Source organism: Chitinophaga caseinilytica (assembly GCF_038396765.1).
GTDB classification, from domain to species: Bacteria; Bacteroidota; Bacteroidia; order Chitinophagales; family Chitinophagaceae; genus Chitinophaga; species Chitinophaga caseinilytica.
The window spans coordinates 481816-506616 of record NZ_CP150096.1 but is presented as its reverse complement, the minus strand read 5'-3'; the positions used below and the strand labels follow the sequence as shown (position 1 = coordinate 506616).

The window sequence follows — 24801 nt, the reverse complement described above, 5'->3', positions numbered from 1 at the left end:
GGAATTATTGTTTTTTGCGGCAAGCGTTACCCACTTAAAAAAAAGCCGGCCCTCACAGGCCGGCTCTTCAGTATCGAAAAATGGTTTTTACACCACCACGTTGATCATTTTACCTTTCACGAAGATGATCTTCTTCGGCGTTTTCCCTTCCAGCCACTTCTGCACCACTTCATTCCCCAGCGCGATCTGCTCAGCTTCCGCCTGCTCCACGTCCAGGGAAATATTGATGGTCGTACGAAGTTTACCGTTCACGGAAACGGGATATTCCTTCGTGGATTCCGCCACGTATTTCGCTTCGAACACCGGGAACGCCGCATCCAGAATGGAACCGCTGTTGCCGATGGCTGCCCACAGCTCTTCGCTCATATGCGGCGCATACGGCGTGAGCAATACCAGCAACTGTTCCAGCACGGCTTTCTTGTGGCATTTCTGGTCGGTCAGTTCGTTGGCGCACACCATGAACGCGCTCACCGCGGTGTTGAACGAAAGGCGCTCGCTGTCTTCATCGATCTTGCGGATCGCCTTGTGCAGCGATTTCATCTCTTCCGCCGTAGGCGCTTCATCTTTCACCACGAGGCCCTTGTTCTCATCGTAAAACAGGCGCCATACTTTCTTCAGGAACCGGTGAACGCCTTCAATGCCCTTGGTTTCCCAGGGTTTGCTCTGCTCGATCGGCCCGAGGAACATTTCGTACATCCGGAACGTATCGGCACCGAATTTCTCCACCACCATATCCGGGTTCACGGTATTGAAAAGGCGCTTGCTCATTTTTTCGAGCTGCGTTCCGCAAATATATTTACCGTTCTCAAGGATGAACTGCGCATTGGCATAGTCGGTACGCCATTGCCGGAAAGCCTCGGTATCCAGCTCCACCCCATCCACGATATTCACATCCACATGAAGCTCGTCGGTCTCGTACTGGTCGCGCAGGCCGGCAGACACGAACTGGTTCGTTCCCCGCACACGGTACACCAGGCGCGAGCTTCCGCCGATCATCCCCTGGTTCACCAGTTTCTTGTAAGGCTCGTCGAAACCGATGAGCCCCAGGTCGAACAGGACTTTCGTCCACAAACGGCTGTACAGCAAATGGCCCACCGCATGTTCGGTGCCGCCGATGTACAGGTCTACCTGTCCCCAGTAATCAGACACCTTCCTGTCGCAGAAAGTTTCCGCGTTGTTCGGGTCCATATACCGGAGGAAATACCAGCTGGATCCGGCGTAACCGGGCATGGTATTGGTTTCGCGCTTCAGGGAGGTGCCCGGTTCGGAAGGCAGGTTCACCCATTCGGTCACGTTCGCGAGCGGCCCTTCGCCCTCTTCGCCCGGACGGTAATTCTCCACGTGCGGCAGTTCCAGCGGCAACTCGGAAACATCCAGCGCTTCGGGAACGCCGTTACGGAAAACGATGGGGAAAGGTTCGCCCCAGTATCGCTGGCGGCTGAATCCCGCGTCGCGCATTTTGTAGTTGATCTGACGCTTGCCGATGCCCAGCTGCTCGATCTTTTCGGCTACGATGTCCATCGCTTCACGCATGGGCTTGCCGTTGAGGAAGCCGCTGTTCTGGAGGATGGCGTCTTTGGTGGCATTGGCTTCTTCGCCGTTGAAGGCGTCGCCGATGATATTGGTGATCGGGATGTTGAAATGACGGGCGAAGCCGAAATCGCGCGCGTCGCCGCAGGGCACCGCCATGATGGCGCCGGTGCCGTATCCCGCCAGTACGTATTCGGAAATCCAGATGGGAATTTGACGGCCGTCGAAAGGATTCACGGCGTAGGCGCCGGTGAAGCATCCGGTGATTTGTTTCACTTCGGCCATGCGCTCGCGTTCGGAACGGCTCTGCACATACTCGCGGTAATCGCTCACCGCCTGGCTTTGCGCATCGGTCGTGATAGCGTCCACGAGCTCGTGCTCGGGGGCAACCACCATGAAGTCGACGCCGAAAATGGTGTCTGGACGGGTGGTGTAGACCACGATGTTCTCGAGGCTGCCGGCCACGTTGAATTTGATCTCGGCGCCCTGGCTTTTCCCGATCCAGTTGCGCTGCATGTCTTTCATGGCGTCGCTGAACTGGACCGTTTCGAGCCCTTCGAGAAGGCGGTCCGCATATTCGGTGATGCGCAGGAACCACTGGCGCATTTTCTTTTTGATGACGGGATGGCCGCCGCGTTCGCTCACGCCGTTGATCACCTCGTCGTTGGCGAGCACGGTGCCGAGCACCGGGCACCAGTTCACTTCGGCGTAGGCGAGATAGGCGAGGCGGTATTCCATGAGGGCCTGCTGCTGCTCTTCGTAAGTCCAGTTGTTCCAGGTGTCGGCGCTGAAGCGGAGGCTGCGGTCGCCGGGGCATTCCTGGTGGATATTGCCTTCCTGCTCGAAAATGCGGATGAGCGTTTCGATGTTTTCTGCTTTGGCGGCATGGCGGTTATACCAGCTGCCGTAAAGCTGCAGGAAAATATGTTGCGTCCATTTGTAATACGACGGGTCGCTGGTGTTGATCTCGCGCTCCCAGTCGAAGCTGAACCCGATATTGTCGAGCTGCTGGCGGAAGGTGCGGATATTGGCTTCGGTGGTCACGGCGGGGTGCTGGCCGGTTTCGATGGCGTATTGCTCCGCGGGGAGGCCGAACGCGTCGTACCCCATGGGGTGCAGCACATTAAAGCCTTTCAGCCGTTTGTAACGGGCATAGATATCTGACGCGATGAAACCCAGCGGGTGCCCAACGTGCAGCCCGGCCCCGGAAGGGTAGGGGAACATGTCCAGCACGTAACATTTGGGTTTGGTGCTGTTGTTGCTGACCTTGTAGGCGCCGGTTTTCACCCAATGGTCCTGCCATTTCCGCTCAAGTTGCCTGAAATTGTACTCCATAATCATCTAAAGCCCGGTATTGCCGGGCGCTTTATTGTAAATTACTTATTCACAAAAGATTTTCCAACCGGGCATTTTACCATATAATAAAAATTGTTAAAATACCGTTTGGGATGGCAAAAGTAAACATAAGTCCCAATTTTTATTATTTTCGCTCCTAAACTATAGACGAATGGCTCAACCCGGGAAAATGTCAGCAAAGAAATCGAAGCCGTCTTATATATATTCGATCATCGGGGTGACCCTGGTGCTCATCCTGCTGGGTGTGCTCGGTCTCTTTATGATCAATGCCAAGAATCTCAGCGAGTATTACAAAGAAAATATCGAGCTGCAGGTGATCCTGCGCGATAATGTGAAGGAAGACCAGGCCATCGCCCTGCGCGATTCCCTGGCGGTAATGCCGTTTGTGAAAAAAGCGCAATATGTATCGAAAGACATGGCGGCCGAGAAGTTCAAACGCGAGAATCCGGAAGAGAATTTCGCCGTATTGGGCTTCAACCCCCTGTACGCGAGCGTCGATATCAGCCTGCACGCCCGGTATGTGCAGCCAGACAGCCTGAAGGTGATCGAGCAGCAGATCCAGAGCCGCGCCAACGTCCGCGAGCTGTATTATCAGAAATCGCTCGTATCGGAAGTGCTGGAAATCGCAAAGAAAATCGGGATCGTACTGCTGGTGATCAGCGCACTGATGTGCATCGTGGTACTGTTCCTCATCGATAACACCATCCGCCTCGCCATGTACAGCAACCGTTTCCTCATCAAAACGATGCAGATGGTAGGGGCCACCCGGTGGTTCATCGCCAAACCGTTCGACAGGCGGAGCATCATCAACGGCGGCCTCAGCGCGGTGTTGGCCATCGCCTGCCTGATCGGTCTGATTTCCTTCGCGGAATCCGCCCTGCCGGGCCTCCGCGGGATGCGCGACTACTGGCTGACGGGCCTCCTGTTCCTGGCGCTGGTCGGGCTCGGAATCGGTATTTCCCTCCTCAGCACCCATCGCTCGGTGATGAAATACCTCAAGTTGAAACTTGATGATTTATATTGATCCAAATTTAATCTACAGATATGTCCAAAGAAGCAAATAAGCCGTCCACCTCCGGGTCTCTCTTCGGGAAAGGCAATTACCAGCTCATGCTGGCAGGTGTAATCCTCATCGCTATCGGGTTCCTCCTGATGATGGGCGGCAGCTCCGACGATCCTGCGCGCTTCTCACCTGAAGAAGTGTACAGCTTCCGCCGTATCACCCTGGCCCCCATCGTGATCCTCCTCGGCCTCGCAGTAGAGGCCTGGGCCATCATGAGAAAGCCGAAAGCCTGATTATCAATACCGTAAACCCACATTGTAATCATAGCGATGACGCCCTCATCGCTTTTTCTTATTTTGAACCATGAGCACATTAGAAGCCGTAATCATAGCCATCATCGAAGGATTAACCGAATTCATCCCCATCTCGTCTACCGGCCACATGGTCATCGCCAGCAGTGTGATGGGCATTAACGGAGACGAGTTCACCAAATTATTCGAAGTCGCCATCCAACTGGGCGCCATCCTCGCGGTGGTAGTACTGTACTGGAAGAAATTCATCGATTTCGGCAAATGGCAGTTCTATGTGAAACTCATCCTCGGCGTTATGCCCGCCCTGATCCTGGGGTTCCTGCTCCACGATTACATCGACGCCTGGCTGGAAAGCCCCCTCATCGTAGGCTGCACCCTGCTGCTGGGAGGATTCGTACTGCTGGTGGTCGATAAATGGTTCCAAAACCCCACCATCACGTCTGACGAAGGGATGGACTATTTCCGCGCCATCCGCATCGGTCTTTTCCAATGCATTGCCCTCATTCCCGGCGTAAGCCGCAGCGCGGCCACCATCATCGGCGGCATGCAGCAAAAACTGACCCGCCACGCCGCCGCGGAGTTCTCCTTCTTCCTCGCCGTGCCCACCATGGCCGCAGCCACCGGGTACAAACTGCTGAAGAACCACGAAGTGCTCACCAGTTCCCCCGACAACATCCGCCTGCTGCTGATCGGCAATGTGGTGGCCTTTATTGTGGCCATGCTCGCCATCAAGTTCTTTATCGGGACCTTACAGAAATTCGGGTTCAAAATGTGGGGATACTACCGGATCGTGGTAGGCATCATCATTATCGCGACAATTTTCCTGAACAAATAGGAAATCAAATACATGAAAAAAGGCTGACCGCGTGATGTGGTCAGCCTTTTTTTATCCTTTCACGGCGAGGAGGAGCTCCAGGTCCGTGTATTTCAACTTGAATTTTTCGCTGAGGTGATAGTTGGTGAGGGCGCCTTTGTACAGGTAAATCCCGTTCCTGACGCCGCGCTTGATCCAGACGAGGTTCTCGAACCCGCCATCGTCCGCCGCCTCGATCAGCAGCGGCATGAGTACGTTGCTGATGGCTTGCGACGCCGTGCCGGCGAAGCCCGACGGGATGTTGGGCACGCAATAATGGATCACGTCGTATTTCTTGAACACGGGATTCTCGTGCGAGGTCACTTCCGAAGTTTCGAAACAGCCGCCGCGATCGATGCTTACATCCACGATCACCGACCCGGTTTTCATGTGAGATACCATCGATTCGGTGACTACGATGGGCGTGCGCCCGCTTTGGGAAGACAGGGCGCCCACGGCCACGTCGGCCGTCCGCAGCTGATCGGCGAGCACCCGCGGCTGTATAACCGAGGTGAAAACGCGAACGCCGATATTATTCTGGAGCCGTTTCAGTTTGTAAATGTTATTGTCGAACACTTTCACGGAGGAACCGAGCGCCAGCGCCGTGCGTGCGGCGAATTCGCCCACGATCCCCGCGCCGATGATCACCACTTTCGTTGGCGGGATACCGGTAATGCCGCCCAGGAGGATGCCTTTCCCGCGGCTGCTCGTGCTGAGGTATTGCCCCGCGATCAGCATCACCGCCGACCCCGCGATCTCACTCATGGCGCGAACGATGGGGTAGGTGCCGGAATCGTCTTTCAGGTTTTCGAAAGACAGCAGCGTGATCCGCTTGTCCATCATTTTCTGCAGCTGTTCCGCTTTGAGGACAGACAGGTGGATGGGTGAAATAACGATCTGGTGCGGGTGCAGCAGCTCGATCTCCTCATCGTTGAGCGGAGCGGATTTCACGATGACGTCTGCCTTGAAGACCTCTTTTTTGTCATACACGATTTCGGCGCCGGCTTCGGAATAGTCGGTATCGTAGAAATGGGAGCCGTCGCCGGCTTTATGTTCCACCACGATATGATGCCCGTTATTGGTGAGGATGCTGACCGCGTCGGGCGTTAGCGCGATGCGGTTTTCCTGGAAGGACGTTTCCTTCGGTATCCCGATGTAAAGGCGGGAATTTTTCTGCGGGATGTCCAGCGTCTCCTCGAGGGGCGAATACGTGAAACCGGCACTCACAACAGGTTTTGGCCTATGCTCCATATTGATGACAGTTGTATGTTTGGGTGGCTTCCAAAGTTACGTTTATTATTGCAGCGAAGGCCTGAATTCCCCCGGATGGGCGGAACCGGCCACCAGCTGGCGTTGCTGGCCCGGGGTGACGGACAGGAAGATATGTACGGTATCTGCCGGGAGGATGTCGGTCACCACATCCGGCCATTCCACGAAAGACACGGCGGAAGGGTGGTAGAGACAATCTTCCACGCCGGCTTCCACGGCTTCTTCCAGGTTTTTGAGGCGGTAAAGGTCGAGGTGGTAGATGGTCCTTTCCTGCCCGTCGCCGTTTTTATACCGGTATTCGTTGATGATGGAAAAAGTCGGGCTTGCGGTGGTGCCGTTTACGCCTTTGGCGGCGCAAAGGGCTTTGATGAAGGTGGTTTTGCCCGCCCCCATATCGCCGTTGAACGCGAAAACGCGCGCTTTTGGGTAATTGGCCCAAAGTTGCCGGGCCGCATCCTGTAATTCATCCAGAGAGAAAATCAATTTCATACGTGTCTTTCCCTTAACAAAGCCTAAATTTAGCAATTCCCGCGCATTTACGGCCGTTTTATGCCGTTTTCAGGTGTTTTGACGGCGAAATTGGCGGCGGAAAAGCACCGGTGTTGCAATAATTCCCGCCGTCCGGCCAAATGCAGCATTGGCGCCCGGGATAGCCCGCCGCCCGGGCGAAATAGCACCGCTGTTGCATTAAAAACCCATGGGTTTGCGGGGCGCCGGCGGTAATTTTGTTCCATATGGAAACGATCAGTTGCAAGGTAAAAGGCATGAACTGCTCCAGCTGCGCGCTCACCATCTCCAAATTCCTCGAAAATAAAGGCATGGAAGAGGTGGCGATCAGCGTGGCCACGGAAGAATTGCGCTTCACCCTTCCCGAAGGCGCCAGCGCGAACGACATCATCAACGGCATCAACGGGCTTGGGTACGAAGTGGTGCTCCCCGGCGCCGAGGCGCAACAGCGGCCCTTCTATACCTCCCTCACCTTCAAATTCATATTCTGCGCCATATTCACCGCCCCGCTGCTCCTGCATATGTGGGTAAACTGGCATTGGCTGCATAACCCCTGGGTGCAACTGGCGCTCACGGTACCGGTGTACCTCGTTGGTATGGCGCATTTCGGGAAAAGCGCCTTCCGCTCCCTGCGCAACGGCGTGGCGAACATGGACGTGCTCGTGACGCTGGGCGCCACGGCTGCCTTCGCCTACAGCCTCATCGGGGCGTTGCAGGGCCTGGGAGAAAATTACCTCTTTTTCGAAACCACCGCCGCCATCCTCACCCTCGTGTTCCTCGGCAACCTCCTCGAAGAACGTTCCGTCAAATCCACCACCACCGCCATCGCCGAACTGGCGAGGCTCCAGCACACCACCGCCCGCCGGCTGCATGTGCACGAAAACGGCGAAGAACATATAGACGAAGTGGATAACGGTGCCCTGCGCACCGGCGACCGCGTGCTCGTCAACACGGGCGATAAAATTCCCATGGACGGCACCATTTACTGGGGCTCCGGCCACGTCAACGAATCCATGATCACGGGGGAAAGCGCGCCGGTCGGCAAGCAGGAGAAGGATAAAGTGATCGGGGGCACCATCCTGGAAGACGGTTCCATCAAGATATATATCACGGCTACGGGGAAAGATACCGTGCTGTCTTACATCATCGACCTCGTGAAGCAGGCGCAGGGCAACAAGCCGCCCATGCAGAAGCTGGCAGACAGGATCAGCGCCATTTTTGTGCCCCTGGTGCTGGGGATCGCGCTGCTGACGTTCCTGGGCTGGTACTTTATCGGCGGAACGCCTTTGCAGGTGGCCATGATGCGGGCGATCGCAGTGCTGGTCATCGCATGCCCCTGCGCCATGGGGCTCGCCACGCCTGCGGCGGTAATGGTAGGATTGGGAAGGGCCGCGCGAAACGGCATCCTCATCAAAGGCGCCAACACGCTCGAACAGTTCCGCAACATCCGCCAGATCGTGTTCGATAAAACCGGCACCCTCACCACCGGGAAGCTCCGCATCGGCCAATGGCAAGCCACCGGCATCGATGAAGCCACTTTCCGATCCCTCGTTTTCAGCATCGAAAAATATTCTTCCCACCCCATCGCCCGGTCGATCACCGCCGCGTGGAAAGGCACGCCGGAAACCACGCTCCGGCAGGTCCGCGAAGTAAAAGGCCTCGGCATGCAAGCCAGCGATAAAGACGGGAACGAATGGAAACTGGGATCGTTCCTCCTCGCCAAAGACCTCACCACAGACGATTCCCACAATATCTACCTCCTGAAGAACGGCGCCCTGGCCGGCTGGCTCGACTTTACCGACGAGCTGCGCCCCGAAGCCAAAACCGTCATCGGCAGCCTACAGTCCGCCGGTATTAAAACCATCCTCCTCAGCGGCGACACTACCCGCAAATGCCGCGAAATGGCGGAAGAACTGGGGATGGACGCATGGTTCGCCGAACAGTCGCCCAAGCAGAAGCTCGAAAAAATCGACGCCCTCATGCAAGTTGCCCCCACCGCCATGGTGGGCGACGGTATCAACGACGCGCCGGCGCTGGCGAAGGCGACCATCGGCGTATCGCTCTCCGATTCCACGCAGGTGGCCATGCAGAGCGCAAACGTGATCCTCCTCAACAACCACCTCGGCGCGCTTCCGCTCGCTATGGGACTGGGTAAGCATACCTATCTTACCATCAAGCAAAACCTTTTCTGGGCCTTTATTTACAACGTGGTGGCCATTCCGGTGGCGGCGCTCGGATTCCTGAACCCGATCGTGGGCGCGCTGGTGATGGGGCTGTCGGATGTTGTGCTGGCCATCAATTCCGTTCGACTTCGTTTCAAGCGTGTAAGCCATTAAAATTTGTCGTTAATTCGTATATCGAAATCCGTTCGTGAATGATATACTGGTTAGACCTCATCGGCACCTTCGTGTTCGCCATATCCGGCGCGCTGGCGGCTTGGGACAAGAAGATGTACCACGACATATTCGGGGTGAGCTTCACTGCGTTCGTTACTTCCATCGGCGGCGGCACGATGCGCGACCTGATCCTGGGCACGCGGCCGGTGTGGGTGAACGATTCCCGGTATGTGATCGCCATCATTCTCGGCGTGATCGTGACCATTTTGTTCCGTGCGCGGTTCCTGAAGTACCGGCGTTCCATCTTTTTGTTCGACACGCTGGGGATCGGTTTTTATACCGTGATCGGCTTGCAGAAGGCTCTGGCGTTCGGGGTGCATCCCTGGGCGGCGGTGATCCTGGGGATGATCTCGGCCATTTTCGGCGGGGTGATCCGCGATATGATGGTGAACGAAATCCCGCTGATCTTCAGCCGTCAGATCTACGCAACAGCCTGCCTCGCCGGCGCCGCGCTGTACATCGGGCTGCGGCACCTCGGTGTGGAGCAGGATTGGAACATGGTGGCCAGCATTATTCTTGTGATCACGATCCGGCTGACGGCCTTGCGCAAAGGCTGGTCGTTACCCTATTTGGAGAAGAAATAACACATGTCTACGGCACAGCAAATATTACAGCAATACTGGGGATATTCCGGTTTCCGCCCCATGCAAAAGGAAATCGTGGAGGCGGTGGCATCGGGGAAAGATACGCTGGCGCTGCTGCCTACGGGCGGTGGTAAGTCGATCTGCTTCCAGGTGCCCGCCATGATGCGAGAGGGGCTTTGCCTCGTGGTGACGCCGCTCATCGCGCTGATGAAAGACCAGGTGGAAAACCTGAACAAGCGCGGTATTCCGGCGTTCGCTATTTATGCGGGCATGATGGGGAAGGATGTGGAAAAAGTATTGGCGATGGCGCGGGAAGGCGATATCAAGTTCCTTTACGTTTCGCCGGAAAGGCTCCAGAGCCGCCGGTTCCTGTGGTATTGCGAAGTATTGCCCGTGACGCTGATCGCGGTGGATGAAGCGCATTGCATTTCGCAGTGGGGATACGATTTCCGGCCGGCCTATCTGCAGATCGCTACTATCCGCGATCAATTTCCCAACGCCCCCATCCTCGCGCTTACCGCTACCGCCACGCCCGCCGTTCAGAAAGATATCTGCATCCAGCTGCAACTGCGCGCACCGAACATCTACATCAAATCCTTCGCGCGGCCGAACCTTTCCTACAGCGTGCTGGAAGAGGAAAGCAAGCCCGCGCGCATCCGCGCTATTCTCGACAGGGTGCCCGGCACCGCAGTGGTCTATTGCCGCAACCGCCGCCAGACGCAGGAGCTGGCAGGGCTGCTCCAGGCCCAGGGGATTTCGGCGAACTATTACCACGCCGGCCTCCCGAACGAAGAGCGCAACGCCCGTCAATCTGCCTGGATCAAGGGCGAAACCCGCGTCATCGTTTGCACGAACGCCTTCGGGATGGGGATCGATAAACCCGACGTCCGCCTCGTGGTGCATGCAGACGTGCCCGACAGCGTAGAAGCCTATTACCAGGAAGCGGGCCGCGCAGGGCGCGACGAGCAGAAAGCCTTCGCCGTATTGCTTTACACGCAAAACGACCTCGAACAGATGAAAGCCCGCCTCGAACTGCAATTCCCCGACCTCGACACCATCCGCGAAGTGTTCCAGGCCGTGGTGAACTACCTGCAGGCGCCCGCCGGCGGCGTGGAAGGCGTGTATTTCGATTTCGATTTCAATGAATTCGTACAGCGGTTCAAACTCAACGTCACCGTGGCGCACAGCGCCATCAAGATCATCGAGCAGGAAGGCGTCTGGCAACTCAGTGAAAGCGTGTACATGCCCTCCAAAGCGGAAATCATCACCAACCGCGAAACGCTTTTCGAATACGAAAACATCAATCCCCGCCTCGATCAACTCATCAAATCACTCCTGCGCACTTACCAGGGAATTCTCGATATGCCCGTCCCCATCTTCGAAAAACAACTCGCGCGCATCCTCAACTGCACGGAAGACGAGATCGTGGACAACCTCAAGCAATTGCACCGCCAGGCCGTGGTGAGGTATTATCCGCGGAAAGACAGTCCACAGTTGTCGTTCCTCCAGGAGCGCCCCCGCGCGCAGCAGCTCCGCATCGATATGGAGCGCCTCGCGCAGCGGAAAAAGATCATGGAAGCGAAGATCAACGCCATCACGAAGTATGCGCAAAACGCGGATGTTTGCCGGACGCGCCAGCTGGTGGGGTATTTCGGGGAAAAGGACGCCGAAAGATGCGGCGTTTGCGATGTATGCGTGAAGGAAGACCGGGGGAAACTGAAGGCCGGGGAGTTCGGTGAACTGGCGAAAGCCATCCTGGCCGCGCTCAGTGAAAAGTCGAGCATGCAAAACCTCATGCAAAAGCTCGACGCGGAGGAAAGCAGGATACTGGATACCCTGCAATTCCTCATCGCCGAAGGCTGCGTTCTGCGCGATGGAGACGGGTTGCTCTTCGCGGCGAAGCCCTGAAAAAATTACAGCGTCACAACACGGCGTTCCGCACTGCTGCGGAATCCCGCTTCGATCACCTTCACCACGTTCAGGCCTTCTTCGGGCGTAACGGGATTGGGCTTGCCTTCGCGGATGGCGCCGTACACGCCTTTGTAGAAATCAAGATAGTTGCCGTTGCCGCCGGGCAGGAATTCCTTCACCGTTTTACCGTCTTTCTCGGTGTGGAGCAGGCCCCATTCTGCCGGCGATTCCGCGCCCCAATCGGGCGCATCGGGCAGCACGCCTTTCATGAGCAGTGCTTCCTGGATGTCTGACTTGCTTTTGATGAACGAGCCCTTGCGGCCGTGCAGGATGTAGGCGGGGAGGGCTTCTTTCACGAGGTAGCTCGATTTGAGGCGCACCCGCAGCGAGGGGTAATACAGCAGCAGTTCGAAATAATCGTCTACCACAGATTCCCGGCGGATGATGCGCACATCGCCGAATACAGCTTCAGGCATCCCGAAAATGGTCAGTGCCTGGTCGATCAGGTGCGACCCGAGATCGTACAACACGCCAGTACCGGGCGAAGCGGCTTCCTTGTGTTTTTTATAGCTCAGTTCTTCCTTGAACCGGTCGTAGTGGAATTCCACTTCCAGCACATCGCCGATGAGCCCTTCTTCCACCACCCGGCGAACGATTTTATAATCGCTGTCGTAGCGGCGGTTTTGATATACGATGATGAGTTTTTGCTGTTTTTTGGCCAGTTCAATCAGTTCTTCGCCTTCGGCGGAAGTAACGGTGAACGGCTTCTCCACCACCACGTGCTTGCCTGCGAGGAGTGCGGCTTTGGTGTATTCGTAGTGGGAATAGTTCGGTGTGTTGACGATGATGAGCTCCAGCGACGCGTCGCCGATCATGCTCATCACGTCGGGATAGATTTTTACGGAAGGATAGCGCTGCTGCGCGAGGTGTTTGGAGCGTTCGGTCACCGCCGTCAGCTCGAAGCCGGGATGCACGTGCAGGAACGGCGCATGGAAGGCATATCCGCTGTGGCCGTAGGAGCAAAGCCCGGTTTTGATGGGTGTTGACATATCTTTTAGTTGTTTTTTAAAGGATTGCCGCTGCTATCGAAATTTTTCTTCAGGAAATTTTCCGTCTGCAGGATAATGATCACCGACGGCACAACGCTGAACAGCAACGGCAGCACGATGATCCATACTTCGGGGACGTATTGCAGTTCCATGCCGCTGGTGAGCCAGACGGGAATGCTGAGGGCAAGTATGCCGATGCCGGTGTTCCGCATGATCCGGGCGGAGTAGACCTGCGCGGCGTCCCACGCCGCCTGCGACTTTTTCGACCGGGGTGAGCGGTAGCCATAGATGGGATTGATGTTTTTCGGTGGGAACTTTCCGAAAATCCATCCCATCACGGTAAAAATCGTTCCGATCAAAAGAATAATCAAAACCATGCGATTCGGTTTTTATTCAATATTGGCGGCATGTGCACGGTGGTGGCCGTCTTCGTCGAAAGTGTTTTTGAGATAGGTTTCCGTCAGGAGCCTTATCAACAGCGGCGGTAAAATGCTGAATAGCAGCGACACTCCCAAATTCCATGTCAAGGAAAAATGAAGCAACTCCCGATTGTTGATCAGCCATACCGGAATGCTTAGAGCCAAAATCCCCAATCCCGTATTCCGGTAAATCCGGGCAGAATATGTTTGCGCGGCATCCCAGGCCGCTTGCGATTTTTTAGAGCGGCGACTGCGGTAACCGTTTAAACGATTGATTTGCGGAGCAGGATGTTTCATGGATCTCAATCCCGCCAAAGTAAAAACCGCTCCAATTATAAGAAAAATTAATGCCATGGAACAAGTGTTTAAAACCAGCTGGTCCCTTTTTTCTTGCTGCTTCTGCCACCCAGTCCCAACGCGCCCAGCAGGCTGCGGGTAATTATATTGGCGGCGGTGCGGCCGGCCTGTTTGGCGGCGGAACTGGTCAGGACCGATTCCAGCAGGCCTTTTTCTTCTTTCTGCCGGCCTTTCGCAGCGGGTTTTTCTTCTTCTTCCTGTTTCGCTTTTTCGGCGGCTTCTTCCAGTTTGGCGGTGAGGATCTCGTAGGCGCTTTCGCTGTCGATCTCCTGGTTGTATTTCCGCACCAGCTTGGATTTGGCCACCAGGTCGTCTATCTCCCCATCGCTCAGAATATCCATCCGGGAACGCGGCGATGTGAGCATGGTGGCCGCCAGCGGCGTAGGCGTGCCTTTTTCGCTGAGGCAGGTCACCAGCGCCTCGCCGATCCCGATCTGCGTGAGCAGCTCGTCGGTTTTATAGAAATCCGACAAGGGATAGTTCTCCGCTGTCTGTTTGATCGTTTTACGGTCGTTGGCGGTGAACGCGCGCAGGGCGTGCTGCACCTTCAGGCCCAGTTGCCCCAGTACAGACGCCGGAACGTCCATGGGGTTTTGGGTGCAGAAGAAAATACCGACGCCTTTGGAGCGGATGAGCTTCACGATCGTTTCGATCTGTTGCAGCAGCGCATCGCTGGCTTCCTGGAAAATGAGGTGCGCTTCGTCGATGAACATGACCAGCTTCGGCTTTTCCATATCGCCTTCTTCCGGGAGCGTGGCGTAGAGTTCGGCCAGCAGGCTGAGCATGAAGGTGGAAAAGAGTTTCGGGCGGTCCTGGATGTCGGCCACGCGAACGATGGAGATCATTCCCCGCCCATCGTCGCCGATGTGCATGAGATCGTCTACCTCGAACGATTTTTCGCCGAAGAACACGGTGGCGCCCTGTTGCTCCAGTTCGATCACTTTCCGGAGGATGGTGCCGGTGGAAGTGGTGGAAATCTTGCCGTAGTCTTTTTCCAGTTCCTTCTTGCCTTCGTCGCTTACGAACTGAAGCACTTTTTTGAAGTCTTTCAGGTCGAGCAGCGGCAGTTTATTATCGTCGCAATATTTGAAGATCATGGCCACGAGCCCCGCTTGCGTATCGTTGAGCTCCAGGATTTTGGACAGGAGCACGGGGCCGAATTCGCTGACGGTGGCCCGGAGGCGCGCGCCTTTTTCATGGCTCAGTGTGAGCAGTTCCACGGGGTAACCGGACGGTGTCCATGTTCCGCCGATTTTGGCATACCGCTCCGCTATCTTGGCGTTGGAGGTGCCAGGGGCGGCGATGCCGCTGAGGTCTCCCTTGATGTCCATCATCAACACGGGCACGCTGGCGTCGCTGAGGCCTTCGGCGATCACCTGGAGGGTCTTGGTTTTACCGGTGCCGGTGGCGCCGGCGATGAGGCCGTGGCGGTTGAGGGTTTTGAGGGGAAGGAAAACGTCTGCCCCGGTGATCACCTCACCGTCGAGCATGGCGCAGCCCAGTTTGAAATGTTCTCCTTTGAACGTGTATCCGTTGTTGATGTATTGTAAGAAATCTTCCTGCTTGGACATAGCGATCTGTTTACGTGAAGATAGCGGTTTGATGGATCGTTTTTATTGTTCTTTCAGCAAAGCTTTGGCGCCGTCGATGCTTTTGAGCATGAGGTCTTTCACTTCGCTGATTTTCTTTTTCTCGGATTCGAGGTAGGCTTTTTTCTGTGCGTTGTCTTTATCGGCCAGTTCCATGTCGTACCCGTGCATCCAGGCGTTCATGGCGCTGTTGGCACTGTCGAGCAGGGCGCCGGCGGTGTGGTAAACGGCGGTATCGGCCTTCGCTTTGCCGAGGGAATCGGTGACTTCGGTGACGCGGGTGCGGAGGCGGCGGATGACCATCATTTTGGCCATGCCTTCGTCGTGAATGGCCATCACTTCGGTGCTGAGGGAATCGATGGCGAGGGAGTCCTGCACGGCGGTAGCGTCTTGCGAATTGGTGTTCCCGCCCTGGCATGCGGTGAGGAAAAGGGCTGCAGCAACTGGCAGCGTACGTAAGATGTTCATATGCATATGTTTCGGTTTAACGTTTAGAGGTTGCTGAGCGGAAAGGTTTCCTGCACGCGGATCCCTTTTTCGGTGCTTTGCAGCGTGCAGCATTCCACTACGGGGTCATGCTCGAAATAGAGCACGTAATTGCGCTCGTTGGCTTCCATGAGAAAGCGTTTTTTCTCTTCCAGCGTAGTGAGCGGGAACATGTCGTACGCCATCACGTAGGGGAGGGGAATGTGGCCGGTAGACGGCAGCAGGTCGGCCATGTAGACGATCGTATGCCCGTTGTACCGGATCTCGGGGAGCATCATGGCGTCGGTGTGGCCATAGGCGAAACGCACCCGGATGTGGTCGGTGAAAGCGATGCCGTCTTGCTGGTCGATGAATTTGAGCTGGCCGCTTTGCTGGATGGGGAGGATGTTGTCGCGGAGGAACGAAGCTTTTTCGCGGTCGTTCGGTTCCGTGGCCCATTTCCAGTGGGCCTCGTTGCTCCAGTACGTGGCGTTCCTGAACGCGGGCACGAGCTTGTCGCCCTCGCGCTCGATGCTGCCGCCGCAGTGGTCGAAGTGGAGGTGGGTGAGGAAAACGTCGGTGATATCGTTGCGATGAAAGCCCAGTGCGCCCAGCGATTTGTCGAGCGTATCGTCTCCATGCAGAAAGTAATGGGAAAAGAATTTGGCGTCCTGTTTGTTGCCGATGCCGTTATCTATAAGCACGAGCCGGTTGCCGTCTTCCACGAGCATGCAGCGCATGGCCCAGGAGCACATATTGTTATCGTCTGCCGGGTTGAGTTTGTTCCAGATGCTTTTGGGCACAACGCCGAACATGGCGCCGCCGTCGAGCTTGAAAAGGCCGGTATTGATCGTGTGTAATTTCATGCTTCAGATAGTTTCGGTTTCATAAGCCGCGGATTTTTCCGCTGCTGCTAAGCTACGTTGTTTCTGCAAGGCGGAGAAAACCCAGAGAAGCCCTATGCCGAAGAACCCTGTCAAAACGAGCACAGACGTCCGCATATCGCCGGTCAGATGTTCGATGTACCCGAAGCTGAACAGGCCGATCACGATGGAGATCTTTTCCGTTACGTCGTAGTAGCTGAAGAAGGATGCGGTGTCCCTGGTCTCGGGGATCAGCTTGGCATAAGTGGAGCGGCTGAGCGATTGTATCCCGCCCATTACGAGCCCTACGCCCACGGCGAGGAAATAGAACTGCGTCTGCGTGGTCATGAAATAGGCGGCCAGGCAAATCCCGATCCACAGTAAAACCGTCAGCATAATGATGCGGAAGTTGCCGTACCGTTCCGATAGCCTCGCCATGCCCCAGGCGCCGAGCACCGCTACCAGCTGGATGATCACCACGCAGGCGATGAGGTTGGTCTGCGGCATTTTCAGTTCCTTCAGTCCGAAGATCGTGGCTACCATCATCACGGTCTGCACGCCCATGGAGTAGAAGAAAAACCCCCTGAGAAAGCGTTTCAGTACCGGCATGCGGCGTACCTGCGCGTACACTTTCTTCAATTCCGCGAAACCGTCGGAAAAAATGCTGCCTTTATGATTTTCGATGGAAGGCTGAGATTTGGGGAGGCGGACGAACGGGATCTGCGCGAACCCGATCCACCAGAGCCCTACGAGGAGGAAAGTGATCCTGGGGGCGAGGTCACCGGGGAGCTTCATAGCATCGAAACCCAATACCAGGGCGAACCCTATGATTTGCAACAATACGCTGCCGATATAGCCGAACGAATATCCGCGCGCCGAAACCCGGTCCCTCAGTTCAACCGGCGCAATTTCGGGCAGGTACGAGTTATAGAACACCAATCCACCGCAATATCCCACCGTGGCCAGTACGAAATACAGTACCGCCAGCTCGAGCGAGGAGTTCGTGGTGAAAGTGAAAAACGCCATGCAGGAAAGCCCGCCGAGATAGGTGAAGAAGCGGAGGAAGTTCTTTTTATTGCCACGCGTATCCGCGATGGAGCCGAGGATGGGCATGGCGAACGCGATGAGGAGATAGGCGAAAGCCAGTGCGTAGTCGTACAGTACGGAGTTCTTCAGTTTCCAGCCGAAAAAATCGACCACGTCGCCGCCGAATTCGGCGTTGGTGATGGAAATAAAGTAAAGCGGAAAGAAAGTGGTCGTGATCACGAGGTTGTACACGGAATTGGCCCAGTCATACATGGCCCATCCGTTCACGACTTTTTTGTTCGGAATGCTCATAGGGAGAATTTAATCATTCACAATGACGCCCTGAAAGTACAAATTATTACTTGTAGTCGCTGATCCGGATTTGTTCCTGGCAAAAGCTGTATTCGGCGGGGTCGTTGGAGGAAACGATGATAAGGCGGTTGCCGCCGTATTCGCGGATCAGCTGCTGGTAGAGGCTGATGCCGGCGGCGTCGAGGTTGGTGCAGGGCTCGTCGAGCAGCAGGGCGCGGACGTCGGAGAAGATGGCAAGTGCGAGTCGGGCGCGCTGCTTCATGCCGGAGGAGAAATGCCTTACCTGTTTGTGCCAGGCGGCGTCGAGACCCACGATGCCGGCGATTTCCCGGGGTTTGAATCCGGGGAGGAAGGTTTTGAACTGTAGATGGAATTCGAAGCATTCCTGCAGGGTCAGTTCTTCCACCACTTCCAGGTAGGGGGCTACGATGGCGCAATGGCGGAAGAACTGGTCTTGCGGGAGCAGTTGATCGTTGAAGAAATATTCCAGTTTGCCTTCACTGTGATGGTGATGGCCGCTGATGATCTGCAGCAGGGTGCTTTTGCCGGAGCCGTTGGGCCCGAGGATGGCGGAGCCGCCCGTGCCGGAGAAAGTATGGGTGCAACGACGGAAGATCCAGTCGTGGTTATACCGTTTTCCGACCTGGTTAAGCGAGATCGTCATTCGCCCGGGTGCTGTATCCTCTCATGATGCCGCGGCCGGAGTCGCGGATGAAGGAAAGGATTTCGTCCCTTTCGTCCGTGGCGGGGAATTCGGCTTCGATGATGCGGATGGCTTTGGAAATATTGTTGCCTTTCACGAAGAGGATGCGGTAGATGTCCAGGATGTGGTTGATCTTGTCCAGCGAGAACCCTCTGCGCTTGAGCCCGATGGAATTAACGCCGACGTACGACAGCGGTTCGCGGGCGGCTTTCACGTAGGGCGGCACGTCTTTACGGACGAGGGAGCCGCCGGTCACGAAGGCGTGGTTGCCCACTTTGCAGAACTGCTGAACGGCTACCATGCCCGCCAGTACCACGTGGTCGCCGATGGTGATGTGCCCGGCGAGGGTGGTGTTGTTGGAGAACACGCAGTTGTTGCCGATGATGCAATCGTGCGCGATGTGGCTATAGGCCATGATGAGGCAGTTATTGCCGATGGATGTTTTCCAGCGGTCTTTGGTGCCCCTGTTAACGGTCACATACTCGCGAATGGTGGTGTTGTTGCCGATTTCCACGATGGTTTCCTCGCCTTCGAATTTGAGGTCCTGCGGAATGCCGGCGATCACCGCTCCGGGAAAGATGCGGCAGTTTTTGCCGATGCGGGCACCTTCCATGACGGTCACATTGGAACCGATCCAGGTGCCTTCCCCGATCTCGACATTTTTATGAATAACGGTAAAAGGATCGATTTTTACATTGGGCGCAACTTTGGCGTCCGGGTGGATGTATGTGAGCGGGTGAATCATGCTGTTATTTTATCCTTCGCGTTTTACAATTTGAGCAACCATGTCTGCTTCCGCGGCCACTTTATTGCCGACGAAAGCGGTTCCGCGCATTTCCACCAGGCCTCTGCGGATGGGGCTGAGCAGCTCCATTTTCAGTACCATGGTATCTCCGGGCATCACTTTTTGCTTGAATTTGCAATTATCGATCTTGAGGAAATAGGTATCGTAATTTTCCGGGTCCGGCTTCGGGTTGAGGGCGAGGATGCCGCCTACCTGTGCCAGGGCTTCGCAGATCAGTACGCCGGGCATTACCGGGTTGTTGGGGAAGTGCCCCTGGAAGATCTGCTCGTTGAAGGTGACGTTCTTGATGCCTACTACCAGCGTATCGCTCAGTTCGATGATCTTGTCTACCAGCAGCATCGGGTAACGGTGCGGCATGGTTTTCACGATGCGGTTGATGTCGTAGATCGCGGGCTGATTGGGATCATAGATGGGAACGTCGCGGTTATGCTTGTTCTTCTTGATATACGCCTTGATCTTGCGGGCAAACTCCACGTTGGAAGCGTGCCCCGGACGGTTGGCGATGATATGCGCCTTGATGGGGTAGCCGATCAGGGCGAGGTCTCCCACGATATCGAGCAGCTTGTGGCGCGCGGGCTCGTTGGGGAAGTGAAGCTGTGCGTTGTTGAGGATGCCTTCGCGCTGGTGAACGGAGATTTCCGCACGGTCGAAAGCCTTGGCGAGCCTGTTCAGCTCTTCTTCGCTCACGGCGCGGTCTACCACCACGATGGCGTTATTGATGTCTCCCCCTTTGATGAGGTTGTTGGCCAGCAGGTATTCCAGCTCATGCAGGAACACGAAAGTGCGGCACGGCGCGATGTCTTTCTTGAAATCGGCCAGGCTCTTCAGGTTGGCGTGCTGGGTACCGAGCACGGGAGAATTGAAGTCGATGAGCGTGGTGATGCGGTAGTCCGGCGCCGGGAGGGCAGACATTTCCACTTTCTTCACTTCATCGTAATAGTTGATATTGGTGTCGATGGAATACCAGATCTTTTTGGCTTCCTGTTCCTGGATGCCCACTTCCTCGATGAGGTCGATGAAAGGGAGGGAGGAGCCGTCCATGATGGGGATTTCCGGTCCGTTCAGCTCGATCAGTACGTTGTCTACCCCCATGCCTACGAGGGCGGCGAGGATGTGTTCCACGGTACTTACGCGGGCGCCGTTATGCTCGAGTGTGGTGCCGCGGGCGGTATCCACCACATAGTCCACATCCGCTTTAACGATTGGTTGGTCCGGCAGATCGATGCGTTGGAATTTGATGCCGAAACCGGGCATTGCCGGTTTGAGGGTCATGTTCACATGCGCTCCTGTATGCAAACCAACGCCTGAAATGGTCACAGGGCCTTTCAGGGTCTGCTGGTTCTGTTGCTGAGTGTCCATCATTATAGCTACGTATTCAGTTTCGTTTTAATTATTTAAACACCGGCTTTTTCCGCCAGCAGTTGCTTCACCATATCTTCAAGTTCTTTGACGCGCTTTTCCAATTCCGGCAAATTTCTAAAAATTGCCTGACTTTTCAGTGAACTTTTATAATCGTACGCCGGGGAGCCGGTAAGGGCGGTATTGGGCGTGGTGATGGATTTCGACAATCCGCTTTGCGCGTTGATCCGGGTGCCGTCTGCGATCTGGATATGCCCCACGATGCCTACCTGCCCGCCGATCACGCAGTTCCGCCCGATCTTGGTGCTGCCGGAAATGCCCGATTGCGCCGCGATCACGGTATTCTGGCCGATTTCCACGTTGTGGGCGATCTGGATGAGGTTGTCGAGCTTCACGCCGGAAAGGATCACGGTAGAGCCCATGGTTGCCCGGTCGATGGTCGTGTTCGCGCCGATCTCCACATCGTCGTGGATCACCACGTTGCCCACCTGGGGCACTTTTTTATAGGAACCGTCCGCCTGCGGCGCAAACCCGAACCCGTCCCCGCCGATCACGCAGCCGGCATGGAGGATCACGCGGTTGCCCACCACGCAATGGTCGTACACTTTCACGCCGGGGTACAGCACGGAGCCGGAACCGATCTTCACATTGTCTCCCAGGTACACGCCGGGGTAGATCTTCACGTTATCGCCCAGCTGCACGTTTTCGCCAAGATAGGCGAAAGCGCCGATAAACACGCCGGTGCCCATTTTTACGGTGGCCGGAACGTGGGAAGGCTGCTGGATGCCGGTTTTGTTGCCCGCGCCCGTCAGCTGCTGGTATTTCTCCAGCAACAGCGCGAAGGAGCTGTATGCGTCTTTCACGCGGATCAGCGTGGGCTTCACGGGCCGGTCGATCTCCAGGGTATCATTCACGATGAGGATGGAAGCCTGCGTGGTGTAAATGAATTCTTCGTACTTGGGGTTGGCGATGAAACTTAACATGCCGTCCCCTGCCTCTTCTATTTTGGCGATATTGTGCACTTTCACTTCCGGGTCCCCCTCCAGCTTACCGTTCAGTATGGTAGCCAGCTGTAATGCGCTGAATTGCATAGTTATAATGTTGAAATGTTACCTTCCAGGCCGCCTCCGGATAATATTACCGTATTCACTAACATGTTAAGTTCGTGTAAAACGTTGTTAGCCTAGAATTTTGGATGACAAATGTAGAATTTTTTTATCGGTCTTGCCAAAGTATGCGATACAAGGGCATTGTCGATGGAAGAAATATCCCGCACGTTGCCGTCCTTATATAATATGTTAATCTTTTCATCTTCAGCATCATAGGCCTTGAGGCTGGCCGCATCGGTGAACACGAAATATTCCGCTTCCTCCGCGGAAAGCCCCAGTTCCTGCATCGCTTTTTCCCGCAGCCCGGCCACTTCGGCCGCGCTAAACGGGTCGTTCCGCAGCGTAACCTTGAAAAGTTGGCGGTTCACGAGCCACCGGCACAGCGTGCCCAGCGTCTTGTCTTCATGCCCCGCCCACACCTTGATGGCGCCCATGATGTCGTAATCGTCCAGCAGGCAGAACTGTGCCAGCACCTCGGGGTCGTGCCCGAACTCCTGGCGCCCCACCCGCCGGTACAGGAAGTACCGCAGCGCGGGGGAACCGAACAGCTCCACGCCCTGCCCCGCAAGCACTTTGGCCCGCATCAGCACGCGCACCAGCATGTTTTCCGCGCTCAGCACCGTTTTATGCAGGTACACCTGCCAATACATGAGCCGCCTCGCCACAATGAACTTCTCGATGGAATAAATCCCTTTTTCCTCCACCATCAGCTCCCCGCCGGCCACCGTCAGCATTTTGATGATCCTGTCGTACGAAATCACCCCCTCCGAAACGCCCGTGTAAAAGCTGTCGCGGCTCAGGTAATCCATCCGGTCTACGTCTAACTGGCTGGAAACCAATTGATGCAGGAATTTTTTATGATACCGGTCGTTAAAAATCTCCAAAGTCAGGTCCAGCGCGCCGTCCATCTCCCGGTTGAGCGTCTGCATAAGCAGCTGGGAAATCTCCTCATGGGAAACACCCTCCACCAGCGAATGCTCCAGCGCATGGGAATAAGGCCCATGCCCCACATCATGCAATAATATGGCCATTTTCGCGGCCACTTCCTCTTCTTCCGATATTTCCACCCCCTTTCCCTTCAACTCCGCCAGCGCACAGCTCATCAGGTGGTACGCCCCCATACTGTGATGGAAACGGGTATGCATGGCGCCCGGATATACCAGGTGCGCCAGCGCCATCTGGTGTATCCGCCGCAGCCGCTGGTAGTACGGGTGCGACAGGAGGCTGAATATCAATGGATGATCGATTGTTATAAACCCATACACCGGGTCGTTCACAATCTTGCGTTTTCGGTCAGTCATTCGGTCGTTTTATATCGATCGGTACAAATCTACGCCATCCGCGCTAACTTTTGCTGATGGGAAAGCCCCGCCCCGGCGTTTTTACACCGCATGGGTACGATTTTTGACCGTATCTAAATATTTGCCAATATATTCTAAATAAATTCGTAATTCGTATACATGAATCAAATCAATATACTCTGGGTGGACGATGAGATCGATTCCCTCAAATCGCAGATCATCTTCCTGGAAAATAAAGGTTACCACGTTTCCGCACTCACCAACGGGTACGACGCGCTGGAATTCCTCCGCGAAAATATCGTGGACGTAGTGCTGCTCGACGAGTCGATGCCCGGCATCACCGGCCTTGAAACCCTCGGGAAGATCAAGGAGATCAACCAGCAGATACCCGTGGTCATGATCACGAAGAACGAGGCGGAAAACGTGATGGACGAGGCCATCGGGTCCCAGATCACCGATTACCTCATCAAACCCGTCAACCCCAACCAGGTTTTGCTGTCGCTCAAGAAAATCATCGACAACAAGCGCCTCGTGGCAGAAAAAACCACAACGGCCTACCAGCAACAGTTCCGGACGCTGTTCATGGCCCTGAACGATAACCCGAACCACGAAGAATGGGCCGATATCTACAAAAAACTCGTGTACTGGGAAATGGAAATGGCGAAATCCGACTCGCCCGAAATGCTGGAAGTGCTCCAGTCCCAGAAATCCGAAGCCAACACCGAGTTCGCCAAATTCATCGCCCGGAATTATGCGGATTGGGTGGCCCCCGGCGCCAAAAACGCGCCCATCATGAGCCACACCCTCTTTTCGAAGAAAGTGCTGCCCCTGCTCGACCCTTCCGTCCCCAACTTCTTCATCCTCATCGATAACCTCCGGTACGACCAGTGGAAAGCCATCCAGCCCATCTTCTCCGAATCGTTCCGGGTGGTGGAGGAAGACACTTTTTACAGCATTCTCCCCACTTCCACCCAATATGCCCGGAATGCTATTTTTTCCGGTATGCTGCCCATCGACATCGAGGCGAAATTCCCCGATGAATGGAAGAACGACGACGAAGAAGGCGGCAAAAACCTCCACGAGGAGAAATTCATCGCGGCACAGCTGGCCCGCCTCAAAATGGACCCGAAATTCTCGTATACGAAAGTGGTCCACCATGCAGACGGGCAGCATCTCGTCAACAATATGCACAACCTGCTGAACTATCCGCTGAACGTGATCGTTTATAACTTCGTGGACATGCTCAGCCATGCCCGGACGGAAATGGAAGTGCTCAAAGAACTGGCCGGCGACGAAGTGAGCTACCGTTCCATCACCACCAGCTGGTTCGAACATTCGCCCCTTCACCAGGCGCTGAAGAAGATTTCGGACAAGAAGATCAACCTGATCATAGCTACAGACCACGGCTCCGTACGCGTGAAAACGCCGGTGAAAGTGATCGGCGACAAGCAGACCACCACCAACCTGCGATACAAGCACGGCCGCAACCTGAACTACGATCCCAAGGAAGTACTGGCCTTCCGCGACCCGAAAGATGCCGGGCTGCCGCGGCCGAATGTCAATTCTTCTTATATCTTTGCCCGTGGAGACGGATACCTCTGTTATCCGAACAATTATAATTTTTTTGTGAACTATTACCGCAACACCTTCCAGCACGGCGGGATCTCGCTCGAAGAAATGATCGTGCCGGTAGCGAAGATGGTGAGCAAATAGCTAAACAACGG

General features: G+C 55.5%; 22 protein-coding genes. 7 read left to right on the top strand and 15 right to left on the bottom strand.

The window, feature by feature from the left end:
• Positions 1-87: 87 nt before the first annotated feature.
• Positions 88-2871 (bottom strand): leucine--tRNA ligase, encoded by a 2784-nt coding sequence (gene leuS, locus WJU22_RS02065; RefSeq protein WP_425165448.1) that lies wholly within the window; start codon positions 2869-2871, stop codon positions 88-90.
• 184 nt (positions 2872-3055) lie between these two features.
• On the opposite strand from leuS, the gene WJU22_RS02060 reads away from it, so the two are divergent.
• The 3 genes from WJU22_RS02060 (at position 3056) to WJU22_RS02050 (ending at position 5035) form a co-directional block, all read left to right on the top strand.
• Entirely contained in the window at positions 3056-3910 is an 855-nt protein-coding gene (locus WJU22_RS02060; protein WP_341841636.1) for a cell division protein FtsX, read from the top strand.
• Between the two features lie 20 nt (positions 3911-3930).
• Entirely contained in the window at positions 3931-4182 is a 252-nt protein-coding gene (locus WJU22_RS02055; protein ID WP_341841635.1) for a DUF3098 domain-containing protein, read from the top strand.
• A gap of 70 nt (positions 4183-4252) precedes the next feature.
• Positions 4253-5035, top strand: a complete 783-nt coding sequence (locus tag WJU22_RS02050) for an undecaprenyl-diphosphate phosphatase (RefSeq protein WP_341841634.1) — start codon at positions 4253-4255, stop codon at positions 5033-5035.
• Between the two features lie 51 nt (positions 5036-5086).
• Here WJU22_RS02050 and WJU22_RS02045 read toward each other — a convergent pair whose 3' ends face one another.
• Together WJU22_RS02045 and tsaE are read right to left on the bottom strand one after the other, a co-directional pair.
• Positions 5087-6304 (bottom strand): alanine dehydrogenase, encoded by a 1218-nt coding sequence (locus tag WJU22_RS02045; RefSeq protein WP_126244227.1) that lies wholly within the window; start codon positions 6302-6304, stop codon positions 5087-5089.
• Between the two features lie 45 nt (positions 6305-6349).
• Positions 6350-6811, bottom strand: coding sequence for a tRNA (adenosine(37)-N6)-threonylcarbamoyltransferase complex ATPase subunit type 1 TsaE (gene tsaE, locus WJU22_RS02040; protein ID WP_341841633.1), 462 nt, complete (start codon positions 6809-6811; stop codon positions 6350-6352).
• A gap of 245 nt (positions 6812-7056) precedes the next feature.
• Between tsaE and WJU22_RS02035 the strand changes: the two genes are divergently transcribed.
• From WJU22_RS02035 to WJU22_RS02025, 3 genes are read left to right on the top strand one after another with little or no spacing between them, the layout of a single operon-like run.
• Positions 7057-9165 (top strand): cation-translocating P-type ATPase, encoded by a 2109-nt coding sequence (locus tag WJU22_RS02035; protein ID WP_341841632.1) that lies wholly within the window; start codon positions 7057-7059, stop codon positions 9163-9165.
• Positions 9166-9203: 38 nt separating this feature from the next.
• Complete coding sequence (locus tag WJU22_RS02030; RefSeq protein WP_341841631.1) at positions 9204-9809, top strand: trimeric intracellular cation channel family protein; 606 nt, start codon at positions 9204-9206, stop codon at positions 9807-9809.
• Positions 9810-9812: 3 nt separating this feature from the next.
• The gene (locus tag WJU22_RS02025) at positions 9813-11717 is read left to right on the top strand and encodes an ATP-dependent DNA helicase RecQ (protein WP_341841630.1); all 1905 of its coding nucleotides are present in this window, start codon (positions 9813-9815) and stop codon (positions 11715-11717) included.
• A 5-nt stretch (positions 11718-11722) separates the two neighbouring features.
• On the opposite strand, the gene WJU22_RS02020 is transcribed toward WJU22_RS02025, so the two are convergent.
• From WJU22_RS02020 to WJU22_RS01965, 12 genes are all read right to left on the bottom strand, one after another.
• Positions 11723-12769: a Gfo/Idh/MocA family oxidoreductase gene (locus WJU22_RS02020; RefSeq protein WP_341841629.1), complete on the bottom strand. Its 1047-nt coding sequence runs from the start codon at positions 12767-12769 to the stop codon at positions 11723-11725.
• A 5-nt stretch (positions 12770-12774) separates the two neighbouring features.
• Positions 12775-13146 (bottom strand): SdpI family protein, encoded by a 372-nt coding sequence (locus tag WJU22_RS02015; RefSeq protein ID WP_341841628.1) that lies wholly within the window; start codon positions 13144-13146, stop codon positions 12775-12777.
• 12 nt (positions 13147-13158) lie between these two features.
• Entirely contained in the window at positions 13159-13542 is a 384-nt protein-coding gene (locus WJU22_RS02010) for an SdpI family protein (protein WP_341841627.1), read from the bottom strand.
• Between the two features lie 11 nt (positions 13543-13553).
• On the bottom strand, positions 13554-15116 hold the full coding sequence (locus WJU22_RS02005) for a helicase HerA-like domain-containing protein (protein WP_341841626.1): 1563 nt from the start codon (positions 15114-15116) through the stop codon (positions 13554-13556).
• 42 nt (positions 15117-15158) lie between these two features.
• On the bottom strand, positions 15159-15602 hold the full coding sequence (locus WJU22_RS02000; RefSeq protein ID WP_341841625.1) for a hypothetical protein: 444 nt from the start codon (positions 15600-15602) through the stop codon (positions 15159-15161).
• 23 nt (positions 15603-15625) lie between these two features.
• A complete protein-coding gene (locus tag WJU22_RS01995) occupies positions 15626-16465 on the bottom strand; it encodes an MBL fold metallo-hydrolase (RefSeq protein ID WP_341841624.1) in 840 nt (279 codons plus the stop codon).
• Between the two features lie 3 nt (positions 16466-16468).
• Positions 16469-17800 carry an MFS transporter gene (locus WJU22_RS01990; protein ID WP_341841623.1) on the bottom strand — a complete coding sequence of 444 codons (1332 nt, stop codon included), beginning with the start codon at positions 17798-17800 and terminating at the stop codon, positions 16469-16471.
• 46 nt (positions 17801-17846) lie between these two features.
• The gene (locus WJU22_RS01985) at positions 17847-18464 is read right to left on the bottom strand and encodes an ABC transporter ATP-binding protein (RefSeq protein ID WP_341841622.1); all 618 of its coding nucleotides are present in this window, start codon (positions 18462-18464) and stop codon (positions 17847-17849) included.
• Positions 18448-19248, bottom strand: a complete 801-nt coding sequence (gene lpxA / locus WJU22_RS01980; protein WP_298707709.1) for an acyl-ACP--UDP-N-acetylglucosamine O-acyltransferase — start codon at positions 19246-19248, stop codon at positions 18448-18450. Before lpxA ends, WJU22_RS01985 begins: the two co-directional genes overlap by 17 nt.
• 9 nt (positions 19249-19257) lie before the next feature.
• On the bottom strand, positions 19258-20670 hold the full coding sequence (locus WJU22_RS01975) for a bifunctional UDP-3-O-[3-hydroxymyristoyl] N-acetylglucosamine deacetylase/3-hydroxyacyl-ACP dehydratase (protein ID WP_341841621.1): 1413 nt from the start codon (positions 20668-20670) through the stop codon (positions 19258-19260).
• A 32-nt stretch (positions 20671-20702) separates the two neighbouring features.
• Entirely contained in the window at positions 20703-21758 is a 1056-nt protein-coding gene (gene lpxD, locus WJU22_RS01970) for a UDP-3-O-(3-hydroxymyristoyl)glucosamine N-acyltransferase (protein WP_341841620.1), read from the bottom strand.
• A gap of 92 nt (positions 21759-21850) precedes the next feature.
• The gene (locus tag WJU22_RS01965) at positions 21851-23077 is read right to left on the bottom strand and encodes an HD domain-containing protein (RefSeq protein WP_341841619.1); all 1227 of its coding nucleotides are present in this window, start codon (positions 23075-23077) and stop codon (positions 21851-21853) included.
• Between the two features lie 159 nt (positions 23078-23236).
• Here WJU22_RS01965 and WJU22_RS01960 point away from each other — a divergent pair, with 159 nt between their 5' ends.
• Positions 23237-24790, top strand: coding sequence for a response regulator (locus WJU22_RS01960; protein WP_341841618.1), 1554 nt, complete (start codon positions 23237-23239; stop codon positions 24788-24790).
• Positions 24791-24801 lie beyond the last annotated feature (11 nt).